Source organism: Caballeronia sp. 11_S32, assembly GCF_056930355.1.
On sequence record NZ_JBXOWH010000002.1, the window covers coordinates 588,316 to 601,199 of the forward strand.

The 12,884-nt window shown below is 61.6% G+C and carries 11 protein-coding genes and 1 pseudogene; 5 read left to right on the top strand and 7 right to left on the bottom strand.

Going from position 1 to position 12,884, the window contains the following annotated elements; genetic code table 11:
• Window positions 1-42: 42 nt before the first annotated feature.
• Window positions 43-1,650, bottom strand: a complete 1,608-nt coding sequence (locus AC1Z32_RS10880) for an acyl CoA:acetate/3-ketoacid CoA transferase (protein WP_483478707.1) — start codon at window positions 1,648-1,650, stop codon at window positions 43-45.
• A 210-nt stretch (window positions 1,651-1,860) separates the two neighbouring features.
• Window positions 1,861-2,787 (bottom strand): aldo/keto reductase, encoded by a 927-nt coding sequence (locus AC1Z32_RS10885; RefSeq protein WP_483478708.1) that lies wholly within the window; start codon window positions 2,785-2,787, stop codon window positions 1,861-1,863.
• Window positions 2,788-2,974: 187 nt separating this feature from the next.
• Between AC1Z32_RS10885 and AC1Z32_RS10890 the strand changes: the two genes are divergently transcribed.
• The 4 genes and pseudogenes from AC1Z32_RS10890 to AC1Z32_RS10905 all read left to right on the top strand — a co-directional run bounded on the left by AC1Z32_RS10890 (window position 2,975) and on the right by AC1Z32_RS10905 (window position 5,774).
• Window positions 2,975-4,249, top strand: a complete 1,275-nt coding sequence (locus AC1Z32_RS10890) for an MFS transporter (protein ID WP_483478709.1) — start codon at window positions 2,975-2,977, stop codon at window positions 4,247-4,249.
• Window positions 4,250-4,317: 68 nt separating this feature from the next.
• Window positions 4,318-4,809, top strand: a pseudogene (locus AC1Z32_RS10895) (shikimate dehydrogenase family protein); the annotation flags it as partial.
• Entirely contained in the window at window positions 4,806-5,585 is a 780-nt protein-coding gene (locus AC1Z32_RS10900) for a sugar phosphate isomerase/epimerase family protein (protein WP_483478710.1), read from the top strand. The pseudogene AC1Z32_RS10895 and the gene AC1Z32_RS10900, both read left to right, overlap by 4 nt.
• Window positions 5,586-5,642: 57 nt before the next feature.
• Window positions 5,643-5,774, top strand: a complete 132-nt coding sequence (locus AC1Z32_RS10905) for a hypothetical protein (RefSeq protein WP_483478711.1) — start codon at window positions 5,643-5,645, stop codon at window positions 5,772-5,774.
• Between the two features lie 28 nt (window positions 5,775-5,802).
• Here AC1Z32_RS10905 and AC1Z32_RS10910 read toward each other — a convergent pair whose 3' ends face one another.
• A complete protein-coding gene (locus tag AC1Z32_RS10910) occupies window positions 5,803-6,786 on the bottom strand; it encodes an aldo/keto reductase (protein ID WP_483478712.1) in 984 nt (327 codons plus the stop codon).
• 125 nt (window positions 6,787-6,911) lie between these two features.
• On the opposite strand from AC1Z32_RS10910, the gene AC1Z32_RS10915 reads away from it, so the two are divergent.
• Window positions 6,912-7,811, top strand: coding sequence for a LysR family transcriptional regulator (locus AC1Z32_RS10915; protein WP_483478713.1), 900 nt, complete (start codon window positions 6,912-6,914; stop codon window positions 7,809-7,811).
• Window positions 7,812-7,813: 2 nt separating this feature from the next.
• Here the strand turns inward: AC1Z32_RS10915 and paoC are convergent, their stop codons facing one another.
• The 4 genes from paoC to AC1Z32_RS10935 all read right to left on the bottom strand — a co-directional run bounded on the left by paoC (window position 7,814) and on the right by AC1Z32_RS10935 (window position 12,777).
• Complete coding sequence (gene paoC, locus AC1Z32_RS10920) at window positions 7,814-10,012, bottom strand: aldehyde oxidoreductase molybdenum-binding subunit PaoC (protein ID WP_483478714.1); 2,199 nt, start codon at window positions 10,010-10,012, stop codon at window positions 7,814-7,816.
• Window positions 10,009-10,965, bottom strand: a complete 957-nt coding sequence (locus tag AC1Z32_RS10925) for an FAD binding domain-containing protein (RefSeq protein ID WP_483478715.1) — start codon at window positions 10,963-10,965, stop codon at window positions 10,009-10,011. The genes paoC and AC1Z32_RS10925 overlap by 4 nt, the downstream gene beginning before the upstream one ends.
• Window positions 10,962-11,615: an aldehyde dehydrogenase iron-sulfur subunit PaoA gene (gene paoA, locus AC1Z32_RS10930; protein WP_483478716.1), complete on the bottom strand. Its 654-nt coding sequence runs from the start codon at window positions 11,613-11,615 to the stop codon at window positions 10,962-10,964. Before paoA ends, AC1Z32_RS10925 begins: the two co-directional genes overlap by 4 nt.
• Window positions 11,616-12,039: 424 nt before the next feature.
• Window positions 12,040-12,777: an SDR family oxidoreductase gene (locus tag AC1Z32_RS10935; protein ID WP_483478717.1), complete on the bottom strand. Its 738-nt coding sequence runs from the start codon at window positions 12,775-12,777 to the stop codon at window positions 12,040-12,042.
• Window positions 12,778-12,884 lie beyond the last annotated feature (107 nt).

Genomic DNA, 12,884 nt, shown 5'->3' on the forward strand with positions numbered 1-12,884 from the left:
GCAAGGACGGATTTCACTGGACTGTAGATGGGCCGCACAAAATCACACATGCGCTCGGGACCACTCCGCCACCCGCTCCGAACGATAGCGTCGCTCCTTCCGTGACATGTCCTCGGCGAGGCCCATGAGGCCCGTGCCGAAGATTCGAACGTCCATCTCCCGGAGGTCGGAAGCGATCGGCGTCCTGAAGGCCATTTGCCCGAAGACATCCCGCTCGAGATCGATGCCAGGCGCGATTTCGACAAGTTCGAGCCCCGACGTGCCGACGCGAAAGACAGCGCGCTCGGTCACGAACAGTGCCGAATTTCCGCGCTGGCTCGCAAAGGCGGCGTTATAGGAAATCTGCTCGAGCGCACTGACGAACTTGCGATGTCGACCTTCCTGAACGACGGTTGCGCGGCCGCCGTTCCACTGCACGTCCAAACCGCCTGCGGTGAACGTGCCGCTGAAGATCACGCGCTTGGCGTTTTGGCTGATATTGACGAAGCCGCCCACACCCACGATCTTGTCGCCGAAGCGGCTGATATTGACGTTTCCCTTGGTGTCGACCTCCGCAAAGGACAGGAACGCGAGATCCAGGCCGCCGCCGTCGTAAAAATCGAACTGCGATGTCTGCTCGATCATGGCGGCGAAGTTTTGCGCGCCGCCCGAATCGCGACCCGTGATCGGCGCTCCCCCGATCAGCCCTTGTTCATTCGTGAGGACGACGGCGTCGAGCAATCCTTCTTCCGCTGCGACAGTCGAAAGTCCCGTCGAGATGCCCGCCCCGAGATTGCAGATGGCGGACGGATAAAGCTCCATGGCGGCGCGTCTCACGATGACCTTGCGCGGGCCGAACGGAATCGGCTTTATCTCCGCGACAGGCACGCGCAGCTCGCCCGAATAGCTCGGATCGTAGTAGGTCGCATAGGTCTGGCGCTGTTCCGGCTCGACGACCACGAAGTCCACGAGAATGCCCGGAATCTTCACTTGCTTGGGCGGCAGCGTGCCGCTGCGCGCCATTCGTTTGACCTGTACGACGACCACGCCCCCCGCTCGGCGAGTCGCCTGCGCCATGGCCAGCATCTCGCCCAGAACCGCCTCCTGTTCCATCGTGATATTGCCGTCCTCGTCGGCCGTCGTGCCGCGAAGGAACGCAACATGGATGGGGAGCGGCTTGAAACGAAGCCATTCTTCGCCGTCGAGGTGGATGAGTTCGACGAGTTGCTCTTCCGTCCTGGGACTCTGCCGGCCACCCCGCTGACGAGGATCGATGAACGTAGTGAGCCCCGTTTTCGTGATCAGTCCCGGCCGTCCCCCAGCCATTTCACGCATGAGTTGCGAGAGGACGCCCTGCGGCAAGGTGTATGCCTCGATAAGATCGAGTGAGGCCATTTTCAACAGGCCCGGGGAATCGATGAGCGCGCCCGAGATTGCGCGTTTTATCAGCCCGACCTGCGCGAGGTGATCGGCACCTAGCGAGATCCGGTCCCCGATTCCGACGACACTGATCGATGTGAGGTCGCGCGGCTGCTGTTCGTTTCGAAAGCGCTGCCCGACTGCTGCGAGCAACGCCTCAGGCACAGCATGCCCAGCACCCGATCCACTGATAAGGACCGAGTCGCCTGTCCGCACCAGGCTCGCGGCCTGGTCAGAAGAAATTCGTTGCATCGAGACTCTCACATCTGCTTGGGTAAGGGACGGTGCGGCATCTCGTGATCCGCATGTAACCGGTATCATTATCAAGATGCAATCGGGATTGCTCCATAGGGGTAACCTCTTGGATTGCTTTTTGGGGCAGATTTGCAGGCGCGAGCCGGCGAGGAACCTCTGTCTGTAACCGGTTTCTCGGGCATTGCCTCAGCGATCAAGAGGGATCGCTCACGGAACGGGTCGGCCACGCGCGGCTTCGAGCACTGCATACCAGTCCTCGCGGCTCAACGCGATGCCAAGTCCTTCGACGGCACACCGGAGCGATTCCATTCGTCGACTACCGACAAGGACATAAGGTGCACAGGGAAGCCTGAAGATCCAGGCATAGACGAGCGGCACCCAACACGACGCGTCGTATTTCCGTGCCAGGGAACTCATTGCGGCGCGTAGCCGTGCTGCGATTTCGTCGTTGTCCGAGAATAGCCGTCCACCTCCGAGCGCAGACCAGATCATTGGAGAAACCTTTGCCGAGGACAAGGCGGAGAGCAGGTCGCCCTCGAGCGCGCCAAGTTCGAAAGGGGAGAACTCGATCTGGTTGGTAGCGAGATCCATTCTGGATCGAAGTGCCTCGAATTGCCGCGTCGTATAGTTGGATACGCCGAATGCGCGTATCTTTCCTTGTCTGACGAGGCTTTGGGCCGCATCGGCGATCTCTTCGTTGTCCGCCAGGAAATCTGGACGATGAATGAGAAACAAGTCGAGATAGTCAGTCCTCAGGCGCTGCAAGGATCGCTCGACAGCCGCTTGCAGATAGGCTCGGCTCGTGTCGTAGTGCTTCACTCCAGAACCACCGGTCGATGCGGTGCGTGGCCTGATCCCCGCCTTGCTCACGATCTGAAGATCTGCACGCAGCGACGGAGTATTTAGCAAAGCCTCTCCGAAAAGCGCTTCGACCTCGCCTGCGCCGTAGATATCGGCATGATCGAAAGTTGTCACGCCCAAATCCATGCTTTCGCAGACGAAGCGGTGCAATTCTGAGGAGGACAGCTTCCATTCCAGCACTCGCCACATGCCCGCAACGACTCTCGAACATCCGAGCGTGGTCATGGCGTTCCTGTCGTGCTCTCGATCGAGCGAAGCAATGGTATCTCTCATCTGGTCTCTCTGAATGCGGTTTCACTGTGAAAGCGAGCATGGCGGGTCAGTCTAGATGCTCTTTGCCGAGATATCCGTTCAGAGAGTTAGGGACATTCCCTGAGAGACCGGGCCGCTATGTTGCACCTTGTAATGATACCGGTTACATTGCGACTCGAAGTCGTATTCAACATAAGGCAGAGAGACAATGCAATCTGAAGTCATCGGATCTCAGGAATCGTCGAAACCGTGGTATCGCGAAATCACGGCGTCACAATGGCGAGTGCTCTTCGCAGCGTGGGGTGTTTGGGTAAACGATGCGCTGGATTTTCTTGCGATCACCTTCGTGCTTGGAGATATCGCCAGGACTTTCGGCGTATCGCTCAACACGGCATCTTTGCTACTTCTCGCGACCTATGGCGTTCGCTGGATCGGAGGTCTCGCTTTCGGTGGTCTGAGCGATCGGATTGGCCGAAAGATACCTCTTCTCATCACGTTGACCTGGTTCACGGCCGGGGCCGTCGCGACCGGGCTGTCATGGAACTTCCTTTCGCTGGCGGTGTTCCGCTTGCTTCTCGGCTTTGGAATGGCTCCGGGGTTTTCTTTGGGAGCCGCAATGGTTGCGGAGTCCTGGCCCGAACGACACAGGGCGATCGGCATTGGCATTCTCGACACGGGCTGGGGTGTGGGCGCGATTGGCGCCGCGCTGGCTTATGAGTTCATTTATCCGACATTCGGCTGGCGCGGAATGTTCTTTGTCGGCTTGCCGCCGGCGATCCTGCTTGGGCTTTTCATTATTTTCTTTGTGCCGGAGTCGGCTGCGTGGAGGGAAGGTCGAGCCGCTAAACGCAATGAATCTACGCAGAACCCTGTTCTGCAGCTTTTCAAACGATACCCTGGTCGCGTCGCTTACCTGTCGTTGCTAATGTTCGTTCTCTGCTTCGGCTCCTGGCCTTTTCAGGCATTGCTGCCGACCTATCTCAAGACGCTCGGCCTGCCTGCATCGCTTGTCAGCTCTATCGCAATGGCTTCTGCGGTCGGTCAGATCCTTGGCTTTGTCGCATCCGGATTCATCGCCGAACGACTGGGGCGACGTTTGGCGATCTCACTCATGATCGGAGTCGGGTCCATCTGCGTTGCAGGTGTCGTCTTGACGGCACATAGCTCGGCGATAGCGCTGAGCTGTGCGTTCCTTAGTGGCTTCTTCCTGGTCGGATCGTCAGGGGTCTGGGGAACGATTTTGACCGAGAACCTTCCACGCGATGTTCGTGCGTCCGGCGTGGGATTCCTATACAACTTCGGTGTTATCGGAGGCGGCATCGCGCCGTTCGTTGTGCTTTCGACAATCAACCGACTGTCCATTTCGATGGCCACCGGCATCATTCTGTTCACGATTTTCGCGGCTGCGATAGGCATGGTGATGTTGCGCTTTGCTCGCGAGACCAAGGGCTTGGAACTCTCGCAGATCGATCGCGAAACTTGAAGCGCAAGCGGTTTGCAGCAAGAGAAGCGGCATCCTTCACGTGTTACTTCGGAAGCAGCATCGACGAGAAGGGCTGCACGCTGAACGGCGCGCGCGTGCTCGTCGTCGGCTGTGGCGGCGTGGGATCGGCGATCGCGGCATCGCTGGCGAAGGCGGGCGTCGCGTGGCTCGCTCTCTTCGATGCCCGCGACGAAGCTGCGCGCGGTTTAGGCGAGCGTCTGCGCGCGCACTATCCGCGTCTCGAAGTCACGACCGGCTCCAACGATCCCGCAGGCTTCGACGTGGTCGTCAACGCAACCCCGATGGGCATGAACGACGGCGATCCGCTGCCGGTGGACGTGACGCGTATTGCGCCGGATACCTTCGTCGGCGAAGTCGTCATGAAGACGGAGATGACCGCGTTCCTGCAGGCGGTTCAGGCGCGCGGATGCCGCTTTCAGGTCGGCTCCGACATGCTGTTCGAACAGATTCCTGCGTACCTCGAATTCTTCGGCTTGCCCGGCACGACGCCCGAAACGTTACGTTCGCTCGCAAACTTGCACTACGGGGTCCAACGATGAAGACGCCACAGTTCGGCTGGTGCGGTCTGCTGCAAAACGCATCGACGATGAAGGACGCAGGGCTCGATTACATCGAGGCGCAACTGGTTCCGTTGAAGCTGGAAGACGATATGTCCTTCGCGCACGCGAGAGCGCTGGTCACGGACCTTCCGCTGCCCGCACTTGCGTTCAGCTACCTGTTTCCGCACGATGCGCGCATCGTCGGGCCGGAGAAGGATGAGCGGCGCAACCGCGCCTATTTCGATCGCGTGGTCGAATTGATGACGATGGCGCGTGCGCACATCGTCGTGCTTGGCAGCGGATGGACGCGCAACATACCCGAGGGCTGGTCGCAGCGCCAGGGCGAGGACGAATTCCTGCAGACGCTTTCGTGGTGCGCTGACGCATTGCGCGGCACGGGTGCGACGCTCGTCATCGAACCGTTGAATTGCAAGGAATCGAATCTCGTGAACAATGTCGGCGACGGCGCACGACTCGCGAAGCTGCTCGGTCGCGATGAAGTGCGTGGACTCGCGGACTTCTATCACATGGACGAAGAGAGCGAGCCGCTCGGCGAACTGCGCGAACACGGCGAATGGCTCGCGCATATCCACCTCGCCGACACCGGGCGCCTGAACCCGGGCACAGGCCAATACGACTATCCGGCGTTCTTCGGCAATTTGAAAGCGTGCGGATACAGCGGACTATTGAGCGCCGAATGCGGCTTCAAAGGCGAACCGCTTGCATCGATGCGCGAAAGTGCAGAGTTCATGCGGCGCGCGTGGAATAACGCCTGAATATTTCATCGAACGGGCCGGTAAAGGCCCGCATACCTCGAACGGAGGAGACGCATCATGCAAGCTGATTCACCCGGCAATGCTGCCGCCGATCGTGCGGCCGACAAGGCCACGCGTCGCCTGATTCCCTTTCTGTTGCTCATGTACGTGCTCGCGTTTCTCGATCGCGCGAAGGTCGGAATCCGATGATATTTTCGTGCTCATAACGCGCGATGCGTTAGCGATCCACACGGGCCTGCAACGACGCCGGATAGCGCTCGCCGACCACCTCGATAGCGGCGAGTGCGGCGTTGATCGACGACAACTCGTCCGCCGTGAGTTCGATGGATGCCGCGCCAATGTTCTCCTGCAGCCGGTCCAGACGCGTCGTGCCGGGGATCGGCGCGACCCATGGCTTCTGTGCCAGTAGCCATGCCAATGCAATCTGCGCGCGCGTCGCGCCCTTGCTTTGCGCGATGCCACCGAGCATCGCGACGAGCGCGGCATTCGCCTTGCGGTTCTCTTCGGAGAAGCGCGGCACGATGTTCCGGAAGTCGTCCTTCGCAAACGACGTTTTCTCGTCGATGGCGCCGGTCAGATAGCCTTTTCCGAGCGGGCTGAACGGCACGAGGCCGATGCCCAGTTCTTCGAGCACCGGCATGACCTTTTGCTCCGGTTCGCGCCACCACAACGAATACTCGCTCTGCAACGCGGCCACCGGTTGCACGGCATGCGCCCGGCGAATGGTTGCGGCGCCCGCTTCGGAGAGGCCGAAGTGAGCCACCTTGCCCTCGGCGATCAAATCGCGCACGGTGCCGGCGACATCTTCGATGGGCACGTCGGGATCGACGCGATGCTGGTAGAAGAGGTCGATGCGTTCGGACTTCAACCGCTTGAGCGAGGCCTCCGCAACTGCGCGAATGTTCTCGGGCCGGCTATCCACGCCATGCGAACGGACGCCGTCCCTGAAGCCGAATTTGGTCGCGATGACGACTTGGTCGCGAATCGGCGCGAGCGCTTCGCCGAGCAGTTCCTCGTTGGTTGCAGGACCATATGCTTCGGCGGTGTCGAAAAACGTCACGCGATGTTCGAAGGCCGCGCGGATCACGGCAATTCCGTGCGCCTTCTCGACGGGTGCGCCATACGCGAAGCTCAGACCCATGCAACCCAATCCGATCGCCGACACTTCAAGACCCGACGTCCCTAGCTTTACCTTTCTCATGCTTTCCTCCACAGACCTAACACTGGGCAGATCAGCGCAATGCGCCGCGAACCGATAAGATAAGCTTCGTCGTTTGGCTCAACAATCAGGTCATCGTTACATGACCTATTGAGGGAAATTCACATATGGCGCGAGCGGGATTGTCTGAACTGTCGGCGTTCGTCGCGATTGCGCAGCAAGGCAGTTTCAGCGCGGCGGCGCGGGCGATGGGCGTCACGCCGTCGGCGCTCAGCCACACGATGCGTGCGCTCGAAGCGCGGCTCAACGTGCGGCTTTTCAATCGCACGACGCGCTCGGTCGCATTGACCGAAGCCGGCGAGCAACTGCTGCGGCGCGCGGCGCCCGCCATCGAAGATCTGGAAGACGCGGTCAACGAAGTCACGTCGGCTCAGCATCGCCCGTCGGGGTCGATTCGCATCAGTTGCTCGGAGAACGCGGCAAAGCCGCTGGTGCAGCATGTGTTGCCGAAATTTCTTGCGCAGTATCCGGACATTCATGTCGAGTTCGTCGTCGACACGCGGCTGGTCGATATCGTCGCCGGCGGATTCGATGCAGGCATCCGTGTGTTTGACGATGTGCCGCGCGATATGATCGCCGTGCGTTTCGGTCCTGACATGGTATTCGCAGCGGTCGCGTCCCCTGAGTACGTGCGAAAAAACGGCATGCCGAAGTCGCCCGGCGATCTGCTCGCGCATCGTTGCATCCGCTTTCGCTTCGAGAGCGGGGCGCTTTATCGATGGGAGATGAAACATCGCGGCAAGCGCGTCACCATCGACGTGCAGGGACCGATGACCCTCGGCAATATGAACCTGATGGTCGAAGCGGCACTTGCCGGGATTGGCATTGCGTGGGTTCCGGTATCGCTGGTCGCCGAGCACTTGTCGGCCACGCGGCTTGTGCGTCTGCTGCCGCAATGGAGTCCGTCGTTCGCCGGCCTCTGCCTGTATTACCCGTCCAACCGGCATCCGCCGCCGGCGCTCAGGCTCTTCGCCGAGGCCGTCCGGACATGGGGGCGTGACGCATAGGGTCAGGCGAATACGGGCATATGCGCGATCAGCTTGTCGAGCGTGATCGGATAATCGCGCACGCGTACGCCCGTCGCGTTGTAGATTGCGTTGGCAATCGCCGCGCCGACGCCGCACAGTCCGAGTTCGCCGACGCCTTTCGCCTTCATCGGCGATGAAATCGGATCGGTTTCATCGAGGAAAATGACTTCCTGACTGGCGATGTCGGCATGGACGGGCACCTCGTATCCGGCAAGATCGTGATTGACGAAATAGCCGATGCGCTTATCGACCGCGAGTTCCTCCATCAACGCAGCACCAACGCCCATGGTCATCGCGCCGATCACCTGACTGCGCGCCGATTTAGGGTTGAGGATGCGGCCCGCCGCGCACACGGCAAGCATGCGCCGGATGCGAATCTCGCAAGTGGCAACGTCAACGCCGACCTCGACGAAGTGTGCACCGAACGTCGACTGCTGATACTTCTGCGTCAGATCACCGAATTCGATGAAGTCTTCGACGACGATGCCTGTATCCCCCGCTGCCTCGCCCAGCGACATCACCCGATCGCCCGAGCGCATCGCGTCGTTCTCGAAACGCGTGCTCGACGGATCGAAACCCGCCTTGCCTGCGAGCGCTTCACGCGCCTTGACGCAGGCCGCATAGACGCCCGATGTCGAACTGTTCGCGCCCCACTGACCGCCCGACCCGGCGGAAACGGGGAAATTCGAGTCGCCCAGTTTGACGACGACGCGCTCGAGCGGGACGCCCATCATCTCCGCCGCGGTCTGAGCGATGATCGTGTAGCTGCCCGTGCCGATATCCGTCATGTCGGTTTCGACGGTGACGATGCCTGTGCGATCCACGCGCACGCGCGCGCCGGACTTCGTGACCTGATTGTTGCGGAACGCCGCGGCGACGCCCATGCCGACGAGCCACTGTCCGTCGCGCACCGTACCGGGACGAGCATTGCGGGCTTTCCAGCCAAACTTGTCCGCGCCCGTGCGAAGGCATTCCACCAGGCGCCGCTCCGAGAACGGCCGCTGCGGCTTCTCGGGATCGACCTGCGTGTCGTTGATGATGCGGAACTGCACCGGGTCCATGCCGAGCTTATCGGCCATCTCGTCCATGGCGATTTCCAGCGCCATCAGGCCCGGCGCCTCGCCGGGCGCGCGCATGGCATTGCCTTCGGGCAGGTCGAGTACCGCGAGCCGCAGCGCCGTCATACGGTTGGCGCCCGCATAGAGCAGACGCGTCTGCTGAACCGCGTTCTCGGGCTTGCCGCCGGCCAGATCGCCCGACCAGCTTTCATGGCCGATGGCGCTGATCCTGCCATCCGGCGTCGCGCCGATACGGATACGCTGCACGGTCGCCGGCCGATGCGTCGTACTGTTGAACATCAGCGGCCGCGTGAGCGCGACCTTCACGGGCCTGCGCGCGGCGCGCGCGCCGAGCGCGGCGAGAATCGCATCGGCGCGCACGAAGAGCTTCCCGCCGAAGCCGCCGCCGATGTATGGCGATATGAGGCGCACTTTTTCCTTCGACAGCCCCAGGGTCGATGCGACATCGCTTCGGCTCCAGTCGATCATCTGGTTGGATGTCCAGAGCGTCAGTTCATCGCCTTGCCACATCGCCATGGAGGCATGCGGTTCCATCATCGCGTGCGCCTGATCGGGCGTCGTGTAGGTCGCATCGAGCTGAACGGGCGCCGCGGCGAACGCGCCTTCGAAGTCGCCGACGCTCGAACCGGGCACACCGGTCTTCGGCGGCGTCGCGGTCGCGCGAGCGCTTTCGAGATCGAAACGGCCGTCCTCGCTGATGTAGCGCACATGCACGAGCCGCGCGGCCGCCCGCGCCTGCTCGAAGGTTTCGGCCACGACCAGTGCGACCGCCTGATGATAGTGCTGGACCGTTGGCCCGGCGAGCAGGCGCGCCGTATTGAACTTGCCCTTGCCGAGCTCGCTCACCGTGTCCGCCGTGACGACGGTGACGACGCCGGGCGCACGCAGCGCTTCGGAGATACGGATCGAGTGGATGCGGCCTTTCGCGATAGCCGAGCCGATCACATAGCCGTAGGCCTGATTCGGCACGGCACGGTGCCATTCGTACGCGTAGGGCGCGGTGCCCGTGGTCTTGCGTGGCCCTTCGATGCGATCGACCGGTTGTCCCACGACCTTCAACTGGTCGACGGGATTTGCCGTTGCCGGGATATCGAATTTCATGCTTGCCCCTTTGCCTGTTCCAGCACCGCGCCAAGCGTTCGCTGCGCGAGCACGAGCTTGAATGCGTTCTGATCGGTGGGCTTCGCGCCTTCAAACAGACGATCGGTAACGGCTTGCGCGCCCATCGGCAGCGCGCTTTCGGCGGCTTCCACGCGCCACGGCTTATGCGCGACGCCGCCCATCGCGACGCGTCCGCTGCCGTCCGGCTGAACGATCGCGGCAACCGATACCAGTGCGAACGCATACGATGCGCGGTCGCGAACCTTGCGATAGATCTGAGCGCCGCCGACGGGTCTGGGCAACGTGACCGACGTGATCAGTTCGCCGGGCTCCAGGGCGGTCTCGACATGCGGCGTGTTACCGGGCAGGCGATGGAAGTCGGCAATCGGGATCACGCGTGACGTGCCATTGGGGCGCACGGTCGAGACGGTTGCGTCGAGCACGCGCATTGCCACGGCCATGTCGCTCGGATGCGTGGCGATGCAGGCGTCACTTGCACCGATGACGGCATGCTGCCGGTTGACGCCGCCGATGGCCGAGCAGCCGCTGCCCGGCGCGCGCTTGTTGCAAGCCTGATTCGTGTCATAAAAGTAAGGGCAGCGCGTGCGTTGCAGCAGATTGCCTGCGGTCGTCGCCATGTTGCGCAATTGCCCTGAGGCGCCCGCGACGAGCGCGCGGGAGAGCACGCCGTAGTCGCGTCGCACGCGTGGGTCGGCGGCGAGATCGGTGTTGCGGACGAGCGCGCCGATACGCAGTCCGCCGTCGGGCAACGCTTCGATCTTGCCGAGATCGAGTCCGTTCACATCGATGAGATGCGTCGGCGACTCGATGTCGAGTTTCATCAGATCCAGAAGATTGGTGCCGCCCGCGATGAACCTGGCACCCGGCGTGCGAAGGGCGGCCGCCGCCGCTTGCGCGGGCGACGTCGCGCGCTCGAAGGAAAAGGCATTCATGCGCGGCTCCCGGCCACTTCGGCAATGGCGGCGGCAATATTCGAATAGGCGCCGCAACGGCAGATGTTGCCGCTCATGCGCTCGCGCAATTCGGCGGAGTTGACTTGGGGATTCGCCGTCAGGTCGCCGGTGACGTGGCTCGGAATGCCTTGTTTGATCTCGTCGAGCACGGCGACTGCGGAGCAGATCTGGCCGGGCGTACAGTATCCGCACTGATAGCCGTCGTGCTTGACGAAAGCGGCCTGCATCGGATGCAGCCTGGCTGGCGTGCCGAGACCTTCGATCGTCGTCACGGACGCGCCCTGTTGCATGACCGCAAGCGTGAGGCACGAATTGATGCGTCGCCCGTTGACGATCACCGTACACGCACCGCATTGACCGTGGTCGCAGCCTTTTTTCGTGCCCGTGAATTGCAGATGCTCCCGCAAGAGGTCGAGCAGCGTCGTGCGGGTATCGACTTCGAGATGCTCTGACTTGCCATTCACTTCGATCGATAGTTTCGCCTTCACGGGCGGACGGACCGCTGAATCCGCTCGCGCCCCTTGGGCTTCCTGCGCATTCGCGCCCGCAGCAAGCAATGTGGTGGCCGAAGCGGCACCCAATTTCAACACGGTGCGTCGTGAAAGTTTCACCTCGACGAAGTCTTCCATGGGTAAAGGCCTTGTGCAGTCGATTTTTTGCCGGCGGCATGGCGGGCCGTGATGACAGGCCGAGTCATGCCAATTTTCAGGTAAGTTACGTGATGAACGCGTTTCACGCTACGGCGTCCGGATACATAGGCAGGTGAGGGATTTTCATCAATCGCGCATGGCCCGCGCCATCATTGGCGCTCAGTGCGTCATCTTGTGGCCGGTTCGAGCCAAACCGCCGCCTTGCGTCGAATGCTTCCTGGCGGCGCGATATGCAATACCCCTGGCCGATAGTCGCGCCGCCGGCGGAAGCTGCGGCGCAATCCGTCTTCGCAACGCTGCCGCCGGTGAGGACCGCGGCGCTCGTCGGTTTCCTCATCTTCGGCTGGCGCTCCGGTATTGCCTTCAATCGTGAACAACGATGTGGGCTGCGGTCGGTGCACGCTCAATACGCCTGGGTAGTGGGACGGAAAAGCACTTCGTTGATGTCCACGTCTTCGGGCTGGTTAATGGCAAATGCCACCACGCGCGCAAACGAGCTGGCCGGGATCGCCTTCTCATAGGTCTTCGCCATGCCTGCGGCGACGTCCTGATCCGTGATCGTGTCGATCAGCTCGGTCGCGACCGCCCCCGGCGAAACGATGGTCGTGCGGATGTTCCAGGGTTTGACTTCCTGACGGAGTCCTTCCGAGATCGCGCGGACTGCCCACTTCGTGCCCGCGTAGACTGCGCCTCCGGGACCAACCTTATGGCCTGCGACGGACGAGACGTTGATGATCTGACCGGCTTTTTGGGATTGCATGTGCGGCAGCGCAGCCGCGATGCCGTACAGCACGCCATTGATATTGACGTCGATCATCCGGTCCCACTCGTCGATCTTCAACTTGTCGAGCATCGAGCTCGGCATGAGACCTGCGTTGTTGAGAAGCACATCGATGCGGCCGTGCAGTTCCACTGCACGATTGACTAGCGCCCTGACCTGGTTGCGGTCCGTGACGTCAGTTTGCAGAATCGCTTTTCCATCGAGTCCTAGTTCGCTTGCAAGCTCCGCTAGCCGATCAAGGCGGCGTGCACCCAGGATGACCTTGGCGCCCTGTCTGGAAAGATGGCGCGCGGTTTCTGCGCCCAGACCGCTGCTGGCGCCGGTGATGACAACCACTTTCCCATCAATGTTTCCGCTCATGAATTTCCTTGTTGATGTTTCTTCAGACCTCTGCGCTGTCGGTGCAGCATGTGCGTTGGCGAGCCCCCATCGAGGTTCGAAGATGAAGTTGCCCGTCTGCGGGTTCG